Source organism: Corynebacterium sp. HMSC036E10 (genome assembly GCF_001836265.1).
Classification (GTDB): Bacteria; Actinomycetota; Actinomycetes; order Mycobacteriales; family Mycobacteriaceae; genus Corynebacterium; species Corynebacterium coyleae.
In genome coordinates this window covers 41,365-57,613 of sequence record NZ_KV827981.1, presented here as the reverse complement: position 1 = coordinate 57,613, position 16,249 = coordinate 41,365, and the positions used below count along the sequence as shown (strand labels likewise).

13 protein-coding genes, 1 tRNA gene, 1 pseudogene and 1 riboswitch are annotated in these 16,249 nt (G+C 62.5%); of the genes and pseudogenes, 6 read left to right on the top strand and 9 right to left on the bottom strand.

Annotated elements, in window-relative coordinates:
* Position 1 precedes the first annotated feature (1 nt).
* On the bottom strand, positions 2-208 hold the full coding sequence (locus HMPREF2736_RS07125; RefSeq protein ID WP_070482275.1) for a DUF2613 domain-containing protein: 207 nt from the start codon (positions 206-208) through the stop codon (positions 2-4).
* A gap of 78 nt (positions 209-286) precedes the next feature.
* Here HMPREF2736_RS07125 and HMPREF2736_RS07120 point away from each other — a divergent pair, with 78 nt between their 5' ends.
* The 3 genes from HMPREF2736_RS07120 to HMPREF2736_RS07110 all read left to right on the top strand — a co-directional run bounded on the left by HMPREF2736_RS07120 (position 287) and on the right by HMPREF2736_RS07110 (position 3,974).
* Positions 287-1,489: a glycoside hydrolase family 3 N-terminal domain-containing protein gene (locus tag HMPREF2736_RS07120; RefSeq protein ID WP_070829261.1), complete on the top strand. Its 1,203-nt coding sequence runs from the start codon at positions 287-289 to the stop codon at positions 1,487-1,489.
* Positions 1,490-1,648: 159 nt separating this feature from the next.
* On the top strand, positions 1,649-3,220 hold the full coding sequence (locus HMPREF2736_RS07115; protein WP_083323020.1) for a VanW family protein: 1,572 nt from the start codon (positions 1,649-1,651) through the stop codon (positions 3,218-3,220).
* Positions 3,221-3,278: 58 nt separating this feature from the next.
* A riboswitch (SAM riboswitch) is annotated at positions 3,279-3,400 on the top strand.
* Positions 3,401-3,413: 13 nt separating this feature from the next.
* On the top strand, positions 3,414-3,974 hold the full coding sequence (locus HMPREF2736_RS07110; RefSeq protein ID WP_070829260.1) for a hypothetical protein: 561 nt from the start codon (positions 3,414-3,416) through the stop codon (positions 3,972-3,974).
* 45 nt (positions 3,975-4,019) lie between these two features.
* Here the strand turns inward: HMPREF2736_RS07110 and rhuM are convergent.
* Both rhuM and HMPREF2736_RS07105 read right to left on the bottom strand, forming a co-directional pair.
* Positions 4,020-4,286: pseudogene (gene rhuM, locus HMPREF2736_RS12675) on the bottom strand (RhuM family protein); the annotation flags it as partial.
* A 1,361-nt stretch (positions 4,287-5,647) separates the two neighbouring features.
* Positions 5,648-5,721: transfer RNA gene (locus HMPREF2736_RS07105), tRNA-Gly, on the bottom strand.
* Positions 5,722-5,795: 74 nt separating this feature from the next.
* On the opposite strand from HMPREF2736_RS07105, the gene dcd reads away from it, so the two are divergent.
* From dcd to HMPREF2736_RS07090, 3 genes are all read left to right on the top strand, one after another.
* Entirely contained in the window at positions 5,796-6,359 is a 564-nt protein-coding gene (gene dcd / locus HMPREF2736_RS07100; RefSeq protein WP_070815726.1) for a dCTP deaminase, read from the top strand.
* A 199-nt stretch (positions 6,360-6,558) separates the two neighbouring features.
* Positions 6,559-7,887, top strand: a complete 1,329-nt coding sequence (locus HMPREF2736_RS07095; protein WP_070829308.1) for a UDP-glucose dehydrogenase family protein — start codon at positions 6,559-6,561, stop codon at positions 7,885-7,887.
* A 56-nt stretch (positions 7,888-7,943) separates the two neighbouring features.
* Positions 7,944-9,479 (top strand): FMN-binding glutamate synthase family protein, encoded by a 1,536-nt coding sequence (locus tag HMPREF2736_RS07090; protein WP_246822098.1) that lies wholly within the window; start codon positions 7,944-7,946, stop codon positions 9,477-9,479.
* Positions 9,480-9,655: 176 nt separating this feature from the next.
* Here HMPREF2736_RS07090 and HMPREF2736_RS07085 read toward each other — a convergent pair whose 3' ends face one another.
* The 6 genes from HMPREF2736_RS07085 to HMPREF2736_RS07060 all read right to left on the bottom strand — a co-directional run bounded on the left by HMPREF2736_RS07085 (position 9,656) and on the right by HMPREF2736_RS07060 (position 16,169).
* On the bottom strand, positions 9,656-11,179 hold the full coding sequence (locus tag HMPREF2736_RS07085) for an ABC-F family ATP-binding cassette domain-containing protein (RefSeq protein ID WP_070482270.1): 1,524 nt from the start codon (positions 11,177-11,179) through the stop codon (positions 9,656-9,658).
* 491 nt (positions 11,180-11,670) lie between these two features.
* Positions 11,671-12,912: a pyridoxal phosphate-dependent aminotransferase gene (locus HMPREF2736_RS07080; protein WP_070829258.1), complete on the bottom strand. Its 1,242-nt coding sequence runs from the start codon at positions 12,910-12,912 to the stop codon at positions 11,671-11,673.
* 22 nt (positions 12,913-12,934) lie between these two features.
* A complete protein-coding gene (locus HMPREF2736_RS07075; RefSeq protein WP_070815728.1) occupies positions 12,935-13,564 on the bottom strand; it encodes a DUF1707 SHOCT-like domain-containing protein in 630 nt (209 codons plus the stop codon).
* A gap of 10 nt (positions 13,565-13,574) precedes the next feature.
* Positions 13,575-14,537 carry a substrate-binding domain-containing protein gene (locus HMPREF2736_RS07070; RefSeq protein ID WP_070829257.1) on the bottom strand — a complete coding sequence of 321 codons (963 nt, stop codon included), beginning with the start codon at positions 14,535-14,537 and terminating at the stop codon, positions 13,575-13,577.
* The gene (locus HMPREF2736_RS07065; RefSeq protein WP_070829256.1) at positions 14,530-14,898 is read right to left on the bottom strand and encodes a hypothetical protein; all 369 of its coding nucleotides are present in this window, start codon (positions 14,896-14,898) and stop codon (positions 14,530-14,532) included. The genes HMPREF2736_RS07070 and HMPREF2736_RS07065 overlap by 8 nt, the downstream gene beginning before the upstream one ends.
* A gap of 11 nt (positions 14,899-14,909) precedes the next feature.
* Positions 14,910-16,169 (bottom strand): Na/Pi symporter, encoded by a 1,260-nt coding sequence (locus HMPREF2736_RS07060; RefSeq protein ID WP_070829255.1) that lies wholly within the window; start codon positions 16,167-16,169, stop codon positions 14,910-14,912.
* Positions 16,170-16,249: the final 80 nt, after the last annotated feature.

Here is a 16,249-nt window from a genome sequence, read left to right as displayed (position 1 = left end):
CCTACTTCCGCGAGCCGTACTCCGGCCCGCCAAGCACCGCATCATCAGCGGAAACAGCCGTATTCTCCGGCACCGTCGACTGGCCCGACGCCGCCGCGATACCCAGCACACCAACCACACCGAGCACAATGCCAACGACGGCGCTCGCCACGACAGGGGACGCGGCGTGGCGCTTCAGCGGCTCGGGGAGGTCAACGGTATGGGACATGTCGGAAAAGGCTACCAGCAGCGAGTAGAGTAGGGGCGTTTTTACACGCCACAAAGGGGCCACAAAGGGGTCAGTCACATGCGGAATCGAGCCTTCGGCGCACGCGCAGCGCACGCCACGCGCGCCGTTGCGCTCGCGGCGTGCGTTGCGCTTGCCGCGTGTAGCGCCCCCGAGCCCGCGGAGGAAGCCACCCCGACCCCAGAAGCGGTGACGGAGCCGTCGACGGTGCGGGAGGGTGGGGTCGTCGATAAGCAAGAAGCTCCTGCACTGTTAAGCCCCGCGCAACAGCGCGTGCCCGAGGATCTGCGGGCGCGGGTGGCGTCGCTGATGGTGGTTGGCGTGGCGAACTATGAGCAGGCGCGGGTGGCGCTCGACCAGGGTGTCGGCGGGCTGATCATTCCGAGTTGGGCGGACCCGCGGCTGCTCACTGAACCGGGCCGCAACATCAATGCGCTGCGGGAACAGTACGAGAGGCCGTTTTCCGTCGCCATCGATTTTGAGGGCGGCCGGGTGCAGCGCCACACCAACGTGCTCGGCGAGTTCATGCCGCCGCGCGCGCTGGCCGGCACCCCGCCGGAGGTCATCCGCGGCACCGGTTGGGACATCGGCCGGTCTCTGCGCGCGCACGGCATCAACGTGGACTACGCGCCGCTGCTCGACCTCGACGTGGCCGACCTGGACGTTGTGGGCGATCGTGCCTTCCACGGCGACCCGGCCGAAGTTGTGCGGGTGGCCACGCTGTTCTCCCAGGGGCTCACCGACGCCCAGGTCACCCCCACCTTCAAACACTTCCCCGGCCACGGGCGCGCCTCCGGCGACACGCACCACCAACTCGCGGTCACTCCGCCGCTGAACCAGGTCCGCGACCTAGACATGCGCCCCTACGGCCCGCTGCTGAAGCAGTTCCCGCGCTCTAGCGTCATGATGGGCCACATGATCGTGCCGGGCCTTGGCCCCGACGGCGTGCCCAGCTCCATGAACCCCGAGGCCTACCGCGTGCTGCGCGAGGGCGACTACCCCGGCGGAGTGCCCTTCAACGGGGTCGTGGTCACCGATGACTTATCCGGCATGCGCGGCATCCTCGATTACGCGCCCACCCGCGACGCCGTCGCCCGCGCCATCGCCTCCGGCGCCGACCAGGCGCTGTGGTCCACGGGTAAGGATCTGCCCGCCATCATCGACCACGTCGTGTGGTGCGTACGCAACGGCTACATCGCCGAAGACCGCATCGATGAGGCAGCCACCCGCGTGCAGCAATTGCTTATCGACGACAACCTCTAACCCGCTTTTTCAAACATCTGCATTACCCTTGTTTGGGTGACTACGGTGAAGGCAACCTCGCACAAGGCGAGCAGCAAGGGACGCGGCGGCAAGATCGCGCTCGGTGTGCTGCTCGGCATCCTCGCCATCGCGCTTGCTGTGTACCTGGCGGATCTGGCGATGCACCGCGGCAACGTCCCGCGCGGGACCACCGTCGGCGGCGTGAACATCGGTGCGATGAAGCCGGACGAGGCTCGCGCGAAGCTCGAGGGTGAACTCGGCAGCGCTGCTGACAAGACCGTCGAGGTTCGCGCCGGCGACAAGACCGCCACGTTCGTGCCCGCGAAGTCCGGCCTGGACATCGACTACCAGGCCACCGTGGACGCCGCCGGCATCGAAACCGCCAACCCGATTACGCGCCTGCGCGGCCTGTTCACCACCCACGAGGTCGACGCGGTTCCGCGTATCGACGACACCGCCCTGAACCGCACCCTCGACCGCATCAGCGACGAACTGCACTTCGACCCCACCGACGGCACCATCCGCGTCGAAGCCGGCAAGGCCGAGACCACCAAGCCGATCAACGGCCAGAAGGTGGAGCGCGACCTGCTGCGCGAGGAGACCACCACCGGCTGGCTCAACCCGGACGGCATCGATGTGGATCCGACCTCCGTGCCGCCCGCCATCGACGACGCTGTGATGAGCGCCGCCATGGACGGCCCCGTGCGCGCCGCCTTGGACGGCCCGCTGACCGTCACCGGCACCGACAACCACAAGGCCGCCATCCCACAGGAGCGGCTTGGCGAGGTGGTTAGCTTCCCCAACGTCGACGGCAAGATCGCCCCGAAAGTGAACGTCGAAGCCGCGCAAGCCATCCTGGCCGAGCAGCTCGCCGAGACCGAAGTGGAGATGCAAAACGCCCGCGTGCTCACCGGCGGCGGCGTCGAACCCTCCGTCGACGGCACCGCTGTGGACTGGGAGAAAACCCTCGCCGGCTTCAACGACCGCGTCCTCGGATCCAAGGGGCGTTCCTGGGACGCCGACTACAAGCCGGTGCCCGCGGACTTCACCACCGAAGAGGCAAACAACGCCACCTTCAACGAAGTGGTCGGCTCGTTTACCACCGGCGGCTACTCGGGTGCTTCCGGCACCAACATCGCCCTGGTGGCCAACACGGTCAACGGCGCGATTGTGAACCCAGGGGAGACGTTCTCCCTCAACGGCTACACCGGCCCCCGCGGCACCGCCCAGGGCTACGTCGAATCCGGCATCATCCTCAACGGGCGTGCCGACACCGCCGTCGGCGGCGGCATCTCCCAGTTCGCCACCACCCTGTACAACGCGGCCTACTTCGCCGGCATGACTGACGTCGCCCACACCCCGCACTCCTACTACATCTCCCGCTACCCGGCCGGCCGCGAAGCCACCGTGTACGAAGGCGCCATCGACCTGCAGTTCCGCAACGACAGCCCCTACCCGGTGCGCATCGCCACCAACGTCGGCGGCGGCCAACTCACCGTCAGCCTCATGGGCGTGAATACGGTCAACGTGCAGTCCATCAACGGCGGCCGCTGGGCCCAGACCAGCCCGCAGCCGGTCAACGTGTCCGGCCCGAACTGCTCGCCGTCCGGCGGCGCACCCGGGTTCACCACCTCGGATACCCGCATTATCTACGACCTCGCCGGCAACGAACTCTCCCGTGAAACCCAGACCACCGTCTACGACCCGCAGCCCATCGTCCGCTGCGGGTAGGGGAGCGGGTGCCGCACCACTTGACACTAGACCGCTTGGTCTATATTGTGTCGTTTTGGATCAAGAAATCTGACGGATAAGGCCCCTCGGCTCGTCGATTAGCAACCGCGCTCATCGCGCACGGTGCTCCCGAGGGAAGATCCGCCGGCACGCGCAACCGCCGCGCCGGAAGAGCGATATTTCAAGGAGCACCATGTCTTTTGGCATGCCCACCGACTGGACCCCAGCCACCCTCAGCAGCATGGACGGGCTGACCTTTGCGTTTACGCTTGATGAGACGGGTGAGGTGGTCGTCGCAAAGTTTGATAGCGCTGTAGAAGGCCACGAATTCGTCGCCAACACCGGCGCGACATTCGACTACTCGCCAAGCGCCGCCGCCGTACGCGTTGGCGACGCCACCGTCCCACTCCCCAAACGCCCCGCCACCCGCCGCACCTGCACCTACCGCGAATGCGACCAACGCACCCGCGGCCACAACCAGCACTACATTCCCGTGCTGCGCGCCATGAACCAAAAATACGGCTGGTTCCCCATCGACATCCTCGCCCACGACGGCACCACGCTCACATTCCGCGTGAGCACACCACTTGGCGACGACACCATCACCGCCCACAACCACAACCCCGAAGACCTCGCACTCGCGCAGGAATACAACCCAGACTGGAAGATCCTGCGCTACACGGTTGATGGTGGCGGCTACCGCGCCATCCTGCTGTCGGATAAGCCCGTCACGGCGTGCACGACGAAAGCGTAAAAATTGAGGATTGGTGTGTTACTCCTCGTTCGTACCGTTCTTTGGCTAAGCGGTTAGCCTCCTTGCGGGTGATCCTCCCTCGGTCTTCAAGCGGCAGGAAGCCGTTGAACTCGATGAACGCATCGGTCTTCTCCAGCCACTCCGCCATATGAAGTAGTCCGTACCGCGAGGATCTTTAAGCTTTTCGGCGTTGAGTGCGAAGCCCTTTAGCACGTATTCCTGGAGTACTTCGTTTGCCCATCTCCGGAACTGGTTGCCTCTCGGACCCTTTACCCGGTAGCCGACGGCGATAATCGCGTCAAGGTTGTAGTGAAGTAGTGTCCGGTGAACGTCACGGTCCCCCTTCTGAACGAACTGTTTGAATTTCTTTAATAGTTCGGTCCCCGCTCAACTCGCCTTCGGCGTAAATGTTCTTCAGGTGAGTGCTCACAGTAGCCGTAGTTACATCGAAGAGCGCGGCAATTTCCGCTTGAGTCATCCAGGCCGAGCCATCGACTACTCGCAGATGTACTTCCGTTAAGCCGTCGTGGCGCTGCTCAACCCCATGTCCGCCAGTGAACGCCGGAAGGGGATATCTTTGGCATCGAGGTCAGTACTGATAGCGCAACCCTCAGTGGTGACGCAGCCGACATCGTGCGAATCGACTTCCGCAATCGCAAAGACGGCGGGGCACACTTCGAACTGCACCCGTTCGTTGCTAGGCGCATAACCAAACTCTTCACCTCAGCCTTAGTCAGGGTTGAGGGTAGCGAGTCCGGTTAAAACTTCGAGGAAATGCGGGCGATTCAGGGGAATTGCGGGGGGACATGCCGCTCAAAGTGTTTGCAGAAACTGCAAACCACACTAAAGTGAAGGACGACATGGAGCCACCACTTTCATGTCCGCCAATAAAGGGAAACCCCCGCGAGCCGTAAAAGCAGCGCGAGGGCTTCCAGGACTAACCTTGTAGGTGCTCTCGGAAGTGTTGCAGCACTTCGAGGAGCCAATCGCCTACAACGTCACCTAAGGCCCGGACAACGATTTGTTCAATCAACGTCCGGGCCTTTCCCTTGCTTGGCTTGTCGCCGTGCATCGGTCTAGGCATGGTCCCATCCTCCTCTCGAAGCTCGGAGTGGACATTCCCCTAACGGTTCATGTCCCCACCGCACTAGCGGTAAGGACTTCGTACCGCTAGGAGAGGAAGTGACTTCGATCCGAAGATCTCCGTCGCCGATAAACTTACCAGCCGCTTTGATGGATGCCTACAAAAGTGGAATTACATGGCAGTAAGACGTGTTGATGCTGGATAGGACACGGCTATTTCCAGTTATCCACAGGTTGATTGTGGATAACTCTGCTGTCAGTTAATGAGAACAGGAGAACCGCTACGCTGTCTCAGCTGAATTTGGCAAGATGCACAATGCAACGCTAAGGCTCGCCCTTCTTGTCCATGACCTTAAGGCCGACCGACTAGTAGCCTTACCCCCTACCGCCGGGCGGCGCCGACACCACTCCGACCGTGACGGAGTTCAAACAGCCGAGTGGTGCGCTGTGTAACCCTGCATGTTCCCCACTCAACGGGGTTTACCCCCGCTCGACATGGTTGTCTGCGGGGTTTATCGTCCCCCTTGTCCGAGTGCATGCATTTGTGCAGCGCCCGCTTGACAGAATCCCCCGAAAATACTGTTTGGCCTTGGAGCCGGCGACGGGAATCGAACCCGCACTCTCAGCTTGGGAAGCTGATGTTCTACCACTAAACTACGCCGGCAGCTTTTACGACTTTAGCACTGCAGGAACCGGCTCCAAAAACCGGGCAAGGGGTGGGGAAGTACACTCTGTGTCGTGCTGCTTTCAGATCACGACATTCGCGAATCCATTGACTCCGGCCACCTCGGCATCGACCCCTTCGATCCGTCGATGGTCCAACCGAGTTCGGTTGACGTGCGCCTGGATAAGTTCTTCCGAGTCTTTAATAACTCGAAGTACACGCACATTGATCCGAAGCAGGAGATGCCGGACCTGACAACGCTCGTCGAGGTTTCCGACGACGACGCCTTCGTCCTTCACCCCGGCGAGTTCGTCCTCGCCTCCACCCTGGAGTGCTTCACGCTGCCCGCGGACCTGGCCGGTCGCCTCGAGGGCAAGTCCTCGCTGGGCCGTCTGGGATTGCTGACCCACTCCACCGCGGGTTTCATCGATCCGGGCTTCTCTGGGCACATCACGCTGGAACTGTCCAACGTGGCCAACCTGCCGATCATGCTGTGGCCCGGCATGAAGGTCGGCCAACTCGCGCTGTTCAAGATGACCTCCCCGGCTGACACTCCGTACGGCTCGGGTGCGCTCGGCTCGAAGTACCAGGGCCAGCGCGGCCCGACACCGTCGAAGGCGTATCTGAACTTTCAGTAGGGCTGGTGGTGCATCGTCTAGCTAGACGGTCCGAACTGCTAGACGATCCACCCGCCTTGTCTGCGTTTCCCCAGGTCATGTTGAAGATGGTTTGCAATAAGGTGTGAATCGTCTAGCAGCCTGCCGAGGGAACTAGACGATCAACCCCACCACCGCGCTCACCCTGCAGTGCCAACACCGCCACGGCATAATGGCCACCATGCGACTGACTGTGATCGGCACTGGTTATCTTGGCGCGACGCACGCGGCGTGCATGGCGGAGTTGGGCCACGAGGTGCTTGGCGTCGACGTGGACGAGCACAAGATTGAGGCGCTGAAGAACTCCACGGTGCCGTTCTACGAGCCGGGCCTTCCCGAAGTGCTGGAGCGCAACATCGACGCAGGTCGCCTCAGCTTTACGACGAATTACGACGAGGCTGCCGCCTTCGCCAACGTGCACTTCATCGGGGTGGGCACCCCGCAGCAGCGCGGGTCGTATGCCGCGGATACCCGCTACGTTGAGGCGGTTATCGACGACCTCGTGCCCAAACTGCACGGCCACCACGTCATCCTGGGCAAGTCCACGGTCCCGGTTGGCACTGCAGCGGCACTGCAGGAACGTGCCGACGATCTGACTCGTCGCGCCGGCCGAGGCGCGACCGTGGAGATCGCCTGGAACCCAGAGTTCCTGCGCGAGGGATACGCCGTCAAGGACACCATCGAGCCCGACCGGATCGTAGTAGGACACCGCAGCGAGAACTCCCACGCGGAGGAAATCGCCCGCGAGGTGTACGCGACGCCGCTGGCCAACGGCACCCCGTATATCGTCACCGACCTGCAGACGGCGGAGTTGGTGAAGGTGTCGGCGAACGCGTTTTTGGCCACGAAGATCTCGTTTATCAACGCGGTGAGCGAGGTCTGCGAGATCGTCGGCGCAGACGTGACCCAACTCGCAGACGCGATTGGTTACGACGACCGCATCGGCCGTAAATTCCTCGGCGCCGGCCTCGGCTTCGGCGGGGGCTGCCTGCCGAAGGACATCCGTGCGTTCATGGCGCGCGCCGGCGAGGTCGGGGCGGACCAGGCGCTGACCTTCCTGCGCGAGGTAGACGCGATCAACATGCGACGCCGCCAGCGCGTGGTCGACATGGCACGCGAGGAACTCGGCAGCCTGATCGGCCGCAACATCACAGTGCTGGGTGCGGCGTTTAAGCCGAACTCGGACGACGTGCGCGACTCGCCAGCCCTCGCCGTCGCGGGCCAACTCTCCCTGGCCGGCGCGAACGTCACCGTCTTCGACCCGCAGGCGATGGACAACGCCCGCAAGGTCTTCCCAACCCTGGACTACGCCGACACGCTCGAAGAGGCGCTGCGCGGCGCGGAGCTGACCATCCTGGCTACCGAATGGGGGCAGTTTAGGGAGATGGATCCGGAGTGGGTTGCTGGGGTCGTCGAAAAGCAATTGCTTATCGACGCCCGAAACGTCCTGGACGTACAACAATGGCGCAACGCCGGATGGGAAATGCGGGCGCTCGGACGCACCCTCTAGTCGACGAAACCGCGTGCCTGACAACAACTACAGATTATTAAGGCATGATGGGGCGCATGCCTAAGGACAAGTCAGGAAACTTTGCCAAGGTCGCCCTCGGCAGCGTCGCAGCGGCGTTGGGCGGCGTGGCCATCCACGACCTCACTCAGACCAAAAACCCGGTCCTGCGCAACTACCCCGTACTCGGGCACATGCGCACCCTGCTCACCGACATCGGCCCCGAACTGCGCCAATACTTCATCGAACGCGACTGGGACGGCCGCCCCTTCAACCGCGATCAGCGCAACGCAATTTACGAACGCGCAAAGGGCATGCAAAGCGAAACGTCCTTCGGCACCGTCCAGGACGTCTACGCCACCAACCACGAACACCTCGTACATACGCTCGCGCCTGTCGACGAACCCTCCGAACCGCCCCGCACCCTCATCGGCGGCAAGGACTGCACCCAGCCGTACTCCATCTCCATGCTGAACGTGTCCTCCATGAGCTTCGGCTCCCTGTCCAAAAACGCCGTGCGCGCACTGAACAAGGGTGCGGCCATGGGCGGCTTCGCCCACAACACCGGCGAAGGCGGCGTCTCCCCGTACCACAAGGAATTCGGCGGCGACCTCGTCTGGCAGATGGGTACCGGCTACTTCGGCGCCCGCACCCACGACGGCGACTTCGACCCCGCTAAGTTCCGCGACCGCGCCGCCGACGACCAGGTCAAGATGGTCGAACTGAAAGTCAGCCAGGGCGCCAAGCCAGGCATCGGTGGCGTGCTGCCAGCCGACAAGATCACCAAAGAAGTCTCCGAAATCCGCGACGTGCCCATGGGCAAGGACTGCATCAGCCCCGCAGCCCACCGCGTGTTCAGCACCCCTGTCGAGTTGATCGAGTTCATCGCGAAGATGCGCGAACTCGCCGGCGGTAAACCGGCGGGGTTCAAGTTGTGTGTGTCGAGTCGTCGAGAAGTACTTGCCATTTGCAAGGCCATCCGCGAGGTCGGCACCGCACCCGACTTCATCGTCGTCGACGGATCCGAAGGCGGCACCGGTGCCGCCCCCATCGACTTCGAAGACCACATGGGCATGCCACTGACCCACGGCTTGATGACCGTGCACAACGCACTCGTCGGCACCGGCCTGCGCGACCAAATCAAACTCGGCGCGTCCGGCAAAGTCGCCGGCGGCTCCGACATCGTCATGCGCATGATCCAAGGCGCCGACTACACCAACTCCGCCCGCGCCATGATGATGGCCGTCGGCTGCATCCAGGCACAACGCTGCCACACCGGCGAATGCCCCACTGGCGTCGCCACCCAAGACCCGCGCCGCAACCGCGCCGTTGTGGTCAAGGACAAGTCCCAGGCGGTGTACAACTACCACAAGACCACCGTCAACACCGCCGTGCGCCTCATGGCCTCCATGGGAGTCACCGACCCGGCGGATCTCACCCCCGAGATGCTGCGCCGCAACATCTCCCCAACCGAGTCCCGCTCCTACGCCTCCATCTACGAATGGCTGCGCCCGGGCCAGCTGCTCGAAGACCCGCCGTCATCCTGGGCACAGGAGTGGAAGGCCGCGTCGCCGGATACCTTCCGCCCGGTGTAGGTGGGGTGCTACGCCCGTAGCAGGCGGGCGTGCAAAATAGTTCCCGGGTTCAGTGCGAAACCGGGAACTTTCTTACCCCGCCGGGATGCCGACCTGGGGAAACACCGCCGCGGTGGGGTGCAAACGCCCAAAAAGTTCCCCGGCCGGGAACTATTTTGCGGGAGCTGCAGGGGCCATCAGGTCAGATCATCGATGGAAACTTCCCTGTCAAGGTTCATACGCTCACAGAAGTCTTCGTCGTGGCTGACGAGAAGAACCGCACCTGCATAACTCTCAAGAGCGGAGACAAGCCAGTTCACGGTTGAGATATCGATGTTGTTGGTGGGCTCGTCGAGAAGCAATAGCTGCGGAGCAGGCGACGAAAGAAGAACGCGGGCAAACTCAACGCGGAAACGCTCACCACCCGAAAGCGTTCCAATAGGCGCGTGCACAGTCTCATTCTGAAACAACAGTTGCGCGAGTTGGTCCCGAATATACTGCGGGTCAGCAGACGCGTTGGCCTCCGAGACCAACTCCAAAACTGACCGGTTGGGGTCAAGAACAATGCGTTGCCGGAGGTACCCCACATTCCTAATCACATACCCGGCGCTACCGTCTGCAACAGAGTTGAGCAGGGTCGTCTTTCCGCTGCCGTTCGGCCCAGTGATCCGGACACGCTCGGGGCCCACAACAGTGAGCCCTGGGATTTCCATAACACGGGTTCCGTTCGGAAGCGCCGTACCGGGAAGCTCAATGAACACATGTTGATCGTCGCGAACCTTGTCTTGTGCGTGACGATACGCAGCGAGAGACGACTCCACAGACTCGGCATGAGCCGCACCACGCCGAGCAGCAGTCTTCTCCGACCGATCCTTGTCCAGCCCCATCGCCATGCCAGGTTTGCGTTTGTTAGCCGCGAACTTCTTTCCGCGACGAGCGTCCCGGGCAATGCGAGTTTGCATCGCCTCACGCTCCCGAACCTGCCTACTGTGAACCGCCTTCTTGTCCCGCACCTCCCGCATCGCTGCGTCCTGTTCGCTGGCCAGAGTTTCGCGGTAGGCGGAGTAGTTGCCGGGGAAAAGACGTAGCTTCCCGTCGTGAAGTTCTGCAATTTCGTCCACGGAATCCAACAAGTCGCGATCGTGGCTCACCACAATTGCAGGAACAGTGGATTTGGAAAGAGAATGGATCAGCTGGGCTTTTGCTTCCGAATCGAGGTTGTTTGTTGGCTCGTCCATCACGATGAAATCGGGGTTGTCAGACATGAGCGCAGCTAGTGCAACACGAACAGCCTCTCCACCGGACATGGTGGACAGCGGCCTGTCCAAGTTGAGCGGGAGGCCGTGAGCGGACAGCACAGCCTGAGTCTCTTCAGCAGCATCCCACCGGTCACCAATGAGCTCGAACAATTCGGGATTGAACTGGCCACCTTCGACGGCGTTGATTGCCTCGATGATTTCGGTAACCCCAAAGACGTCCGAAACCGTAGTGTCCGGTTGCAGCCCAAGATCCTGAGGTAGGTAAGCGACTTTCGACGGGCGTTCGACCGAACCCGTGCTCGGCTGTAGCTCGCCGAGAATGACCCTGATCAGAGTCGTTTTTCCGGAACCGTTATCGCCGATTAAGCCGGTCAGGTGACTTGAAAATATGGCATTCAAGTCCGAGAAGCAGGAGGTTCCGTTAGGCCACTCGAGGGAGACGTTATTTAGGGAAATAGGCATGCTCATTCAACTTTCTGTTTCGTGTTAGGCGGAAACACGGAACATGAGCACGGCCTACTCCTTCCTCCGGGGACAATTCCTCGTCGATACTATGGCAGTGCCTGTTGGGGGTCAAGGGGTTTGCGCTGCTGTGAGTCGGGGTAGGTGTCGGCCACTCACAACCCCTCGTGGCTGACAGATTGCGGCGGAATGTGTCAGCGACCGGCATCGCGCCTGGTCAGAAATTGGCCCTGACAGATTTTGTGGAATGTGTCAGGGAGGAGGCCTTAACACCCGTAGCAGGCGGGCGTGCAAAATAGTTCCCAGCATCAGCGCGAAACCGGGAACTATTTTGCCTTTCCGAGGTGCCGACCTGGGGGAATGCCGGCGAGAAAGGGTCGAAACCCCCAAATAGTTCCCCGGCCGGGAACTATTTTCGCGCAGGGGCGCCGGAAGGGGAGGCACCGGCAGGAAGCGGCGCCCAACCGCCAACCGCCAACCGCCAACAACCCCTAGTGCTGGTGGTAGTCCACCAGGAAGTTGCCCAGTCGCTCGATGGCGTTTTCCAACTGGGACGCCCACGGCAGGGTGACCACGCGGAAGTGGTCGGGGGTGGGGTAGTTGAAGCCGGTGCCTTGGACCATGAGGATCTTCTCGGATTTGAGGAGGTCGAGCATGAATCGTTCGTCGTCGTGGATGTTGTACATTTCGGCGTCGATTTTGGGGAAGCAGTACAACGCACCCTTGGGTTCGACGACGGAGATGCCGGGGATCTCTCGCAATTTCCGGACGGCGATGTCGCGCTGTTTGCGCAGGCGGCCGCCGACGCCGGTGAGTTCGTAGATGGACTGGCGGCCGCCCAAGGCGACCTGGATGGCGTGTTGGCCGGGCACGTTGGCGCACAGACGGGTACCCGACAATAGATCAAGCCCTTCGATGAATCCCTTGGCGCGGCGGCGCGGGCCGGTTACGACCATCCATCCGGCGCGGTACCCGCAGACGCGGTACGCTTTGGACAGGCCGTTGAAGGTGATGCAGAGGAGGTCGGGGGCGACTTCGGCCATGGAGATGTGTTGGGCGTCGTCGTAAAGTACGCGGTCGTAGATTTCGTCGGCAAGGACCATGAGCTCGTGCTCGCGGGCGATGTCGGCGATGCCTTCTAGGATCTCGCGGGAGTAGACGGCGCCGGTGGGGTTGTTGGGGTTGATGACCACGATCGCTTTGGTGCGCGGCGTGACCTTCTCCCGAATGTCTTCCAGGGACGGGTTCCAGTTGTCCTCTTCGTCGCAGCGGTAGTGGACGACGTTGCCGCCGGCGAGCGTGGAGGCGGCGGTCCACAGCGGGTAGTCGGGGGCGGGGATAAGGATTTCGTCGCCGTCGTTGAGCAGGGCTTGGGTGACCATGCTGATCAGTTCGGACACACCGTTGCCGAGGTAGACGTCGTCGATGTCGAAGTGCGGGAAGTCTTCGATCATTTCGTAGCGGGTGACCACTGCGCGGCGGGCGGAGGTGATGCCTTTGGAGGTGGTGTAGCCCTGGGAGGTGGGCAGGTTGGCGATCATGTCGCGCATGATCACGTCGGGCGCCTCGAAACCGAACACGGCGGGGTTGCCGGTGTTGAGTTTCAAAATGGTGTGCCCGTCACGTTCCATCTGCTCGGCGGTGGCGGTGACGGGGCCGCGGATGTCGTAGAAGACGTTCTTGAGTTTTTCCGCCTGGTCGAAGTGGCGGTGCGGTTTCAGTGGCTCGCTCATGGGTTACCACTGTAGGCCGGGTCTACTTCCGGCGGAAGCGATTGACGGTGTCTTGCGCGATGTTGAGTGCGTCGTTGGTCATTTGGTTGATTTGGTCTTTGCGTTGTGCGCGCATGAGGGCCTGCTGGTGGACCTGGGCGGCTTCGATTTCGAGTTGGCGGCGTTTGATTTCTTGGCGGCGCTGTTGTTCGAGTTGGCGCAGGCTGGGGGTGTACCAGGAGTCGGGCCCAACCTTCATTACGTAGAGCAGGATGAACAGGGTGGGGATGATCAGTAGCGACAGGCCGGACAGCGCAGTTGATCCCGCGGCTCCGAAGATGCTCACCAGGCCGATGGAGCCGATGGTGCCGAGCCAGAACACGCCGGCGCGGGTGCGGCGCCCGGAGCGGCGTGCCTGCATGATTTCGGCTTGGCTGTACAGGACCGCATCGTCGGACACTTGCTTATCGACGACCCCACCGCCCCGGCCCGTCGGCAAATCCCCCAAGATCGGCTGCAGGTCCTGCTGCGTTTGGGCCTCGGCGACGGCTTGGCACCGGTTATCAAACTCGGCCATGTCCAACCGGCCTTCGCCGAGCGCGCGGCCGAGGATGTCCATGGCGTCCATGCGTTCTTGGTCGCCGATGCGGAAGTTGCCGTAGGGGGTGCTCATGGACGTGATGTTAGTTCAATGCGTGCCACTGTTCGTCGATACCTGTGGTGCCGTCGGCGAAGCGCTGCTTCGTGGCGTCGTAGACCTCCTCGGGCAGCTGGTAGAAGTACACGCGCGGCATGACTGCTTCGGCGTTGTCGAGGTAGGTGGTGACAAACTCGCCGACGTTGTCCTTCTTCGCCGATTCCGCGTTGACGTAGATGAACAGCGGGCGCGACAGGGGGTAGTTGCCGCTCTTGGCTTCGTCGGCGGTGGGGGCGATGCCGTCGACGAGTACGTTGTCGATCTTGTTGCGCACCGTGCCCTCGGTGGCTAGGTAGTTGCCGATGCCCATGAAGCTCAGGCCGTTGACGTCTTCGGAGACCCACGTGGACAGTTCTTGGATGTCGTCGGTGGATTGGTAGTCGTCGCGGATGGTGTCGTTGCCAAGCACCATGTCCTCGAACACGCCGAGGGTGCCGGAGCCGGTGGGGCGCCCGTAGAGGTTGATTTTCTCGTTCGGCCAAGATGGGTCGATGTCGGACCAGGTGGTGACGGTGGAGTCCTTCGCCCAGATGTCGTGGAGTTGCTCGACGGTCAGGTCGGCGGCCCAGTCGTTGTCGGCGTGTTTAACGATGGTGATGGCGTCCAGACCTATCGGCAACTCGAAGAAGTCCACGCCGGCCTCGGCGCATTGTGCCTGGTAGTCGATGGAGGATTCGCTGCCGGGGATGGCGACGGAGGCGTCGTTGATGTCGGCGTCGCCGGCGCAGAACTTGTCAAAGCCATCGGTCGAACCGACTGCCTCGACCTCGGCGTCGAAGTCGTAGCGGTTGAGCATGTAGCGCGTGATGGGCTCGACTGTCGACGAGCCCGTGATGGTGAACGCCTCGCCGGCACCGGAACCGGAGCCAGTGCCAGAGCCGGAACCGGCGCAAGCGCCCAGCGTCAGCGCCGTCGCGGCCGCGAGCGCGGCGGTGAGGGTTTTACGCATCGTTGGCATCGTTGTGGCCCTTTCGCATCTCGACGCGGAACTCGCGAAGCAGTTTGAACAAGCTCGACCAGGAGCCCTTCGCGTTGGCCCAGTACTCGGGGAAGTTCTCCAACTCTTCTTCCTGCTCCGGAGTGACGTTCGGGTTGACCTTCTTGTAGCGCACGTGGTCGGTGTCGGCGTCGGTGTCGTCGTTAAGTAGTGCTTGGTTGGTGGCGTGGCGGGCGGCGAGCTCGTCGCGAAGTTCTGCGGCGGTTTCCTCGAGCTCGTTGAGCAGGGCCACAAGCGCGTTGTCGGGGGCTTCGTTCTGGATAAGTTCCTGCGCCATGGGCGACAGGTCTGGCGTCTGGTTCGCGTCGGTCATGGTGCTGCTCCTTAGGTGAGCGCGTTGGAGATGAAAACGGCGAGGATCGGGATGGCGAAGAACACTCCGCCGATCCAGAGGAAGACGTAGAGCTTGTTCTTTACGGCGAGGCCGGCGAGCCAGTCAGAACCGGCCGGCGGCAGTTTGCTCATGAACGGGATGCCAAGGATGACGGCTGCGGCGCACACGTTGAATAGGGTGTGCACCAGCGCGCCTGCCATGGCGGCTTCGGCGTCCGCGCCGGAGACAGCGAACGCGGCGATCAGGCCGGTGACGGTGGTGCCGATGTTCGCGCCGACCACGAACGGGAACAGCGTGCGGACCTCGAACTTGCCGGAGGCCGCCAGCGGCACCGTCAGTGCGGTGGTGGTGGAGGAGGACTGCACCAGGGTGGTGATTACCGCGCCGGAGAGCAGACCAACAAACGAGTTCTTACCCAGCGCGGCGTAGAGGATCTCCTGGGCCTTGCCCACCAGCAGGGCGTTGAGCAGGTTGCCGATGAACTGGATGGACCACAGGATCAGCGCGATGCCGATGATGGACAGGACGAAGCCGCCCCACATGTCGCCAAGCGGTTCGACCAGGTTGCCGGCCAGGGCAACGAGCGGTTCAGTGATGGTATCCAGCCCGTCGCCGATGGCCTCGAAGGCACCGGCGACAACACCTTCGCCCTGGCCACTCAGCGACGGCGCGATCGCCGACGCGGTGCGCGACAGGAACCCGGTGAAGATCTCCAGCGGGAAGAAGATCAAGATGGCGATGAGGTTGAAGAAGTCGTGCACGGTCGCCATGGAGAAACCGTTTTTGAACTGGGTCTTGTTACCCGCCAGGCCGAGCGCGACCAGGGTGGAGGTCACCGAGGTACCCATGTTGGCGCCGAACAGCATCGGCACCGCAATGCTCAGCGGTAGGCCACCGGCGATCATGCCGACCACAATCGAGGTGGTTGTCGACGACGACTGAATAATCGCCGTGGCCACCACACCAATCGCAAGGCCAACGAACGGGTTCTCAGCAAACGAGAACAGTTCCTTGGCCTGGTCGCCGGCAACCATTTTGAAGCCGTCGCCGATCATGCCCACGCCGTTGAGCAGCAGCCAAACACCGAGCGCTACGGCGATCCAGTTCGCGGCCTGCTTGGCGGCGCCGTCGAGAGGCAAAAAGCCCAGTGGATCCTTGGGAGCGTCATCCTCCCGGGTGGCGGTGTTCTCCGGGTTTTCCGGTGCTGCTTCCTTAAGCGCGGTGCCCCCGCCCGCTGCGTGTGTGTTCATGCTCGCCCAATCACTCGTGTACGGCAGTCGTTCGCGCTGACCGTACACACGCAGAGTGAAATCTGGGTGAACGCTGGGAG

Excerpts from the sequence above, each read along its gene's own strand:
- HMPREF2736_RS07125 (WP_070482275.1), bottom strand. The coding sequence starts at position 208 with ATGTCCCATACCGTTGACCTCCCCGAGCCGCTGAAGCGCCACGCCGCG.
- HMPREF2736_RS07120 (WP_070829261.1), top strand. The coding sequence starts at position 287 with ATGCGGAATCGAGCCTTCGGCGCACGCGCAGCGCACGCCACGCGCGCC.
- HMPREF2736_RS07115 (WP_083323020.1), top strand. The coding sequence starts at position 1,649 with ATGCACCGCGGCAACGTCCCGCGCGGGACCACCGTCGGCGGCGTGAAC.
- HMPREF2736_RS07110 (WP_070829260.1), top strand. The coding sequence starts at position 3,414 with ATGTCTTTTGGCATGCCCACCGACTGGACCCCAGCCACCCTCAGCAGC.
- HMPREF2736_RS07095 (WP_070829308.1), top strand. The coding sequence starts at position 6,559 with ATGCGACTGACTGTGATCGGCACTGGTTATCTTGGCGCGACGCACGCG.
- HMPREF2736_RS07090 (WP_246822098.1), top strand. The coding sequence starts at position 7,944 with ATGCCTAAGGACAAGTCAGGAAACTTTGCCAAGGTCGCCCTCGGCAGC.
- HMPREF2736_RS07085 (WP_070482270.1), bottom strand. The coding sequence starts at position 11,179 with ATGCCTATTTCCCTAAATAACGTCTCCCTCGAGTGGCCTAACGGAACC.
- HMPREF2736_RS07080 (WP_070829258.1), bottom strand. The coding sequence starts at position 12,912 with ATGAGCGAGCCACTGAAACCGCACCGCCACTTCGACCAGGCGGAAAAA.
- HMPREF2736_RS07075 (WP_070815728.1), bottom strand. The coding sequence starts at position 13,564 with ATGAGCACCCCCTACGGCAACTTCCGCATCGGCGACCAAGAACGCATG.
- HMPREF2736_RS07070 (WP_070829257.1), bottom strand. The coding sequence starts at position 14,537 with ATGCGTAAAACCCTCACCGCCGCGCTCGCGGCCGCGACGGCGCTGACG.
- HMPREF2736_RS07065 (WP_070829256.1), bottom strand. The coding sequence starts at position 14,898 with ATGACCGACGCGAACCAGACGCCAGACCTGTCGCCCATGGCGCAGGAA.
- HMPREF2736_RS07060 (WP_070829255.1), bottom strand. The coding sequence starts at position 16,169 with ATGAACACACACGCAGCGGGCGGGGGCACCGCGCTTAAGGAAGCAGCA.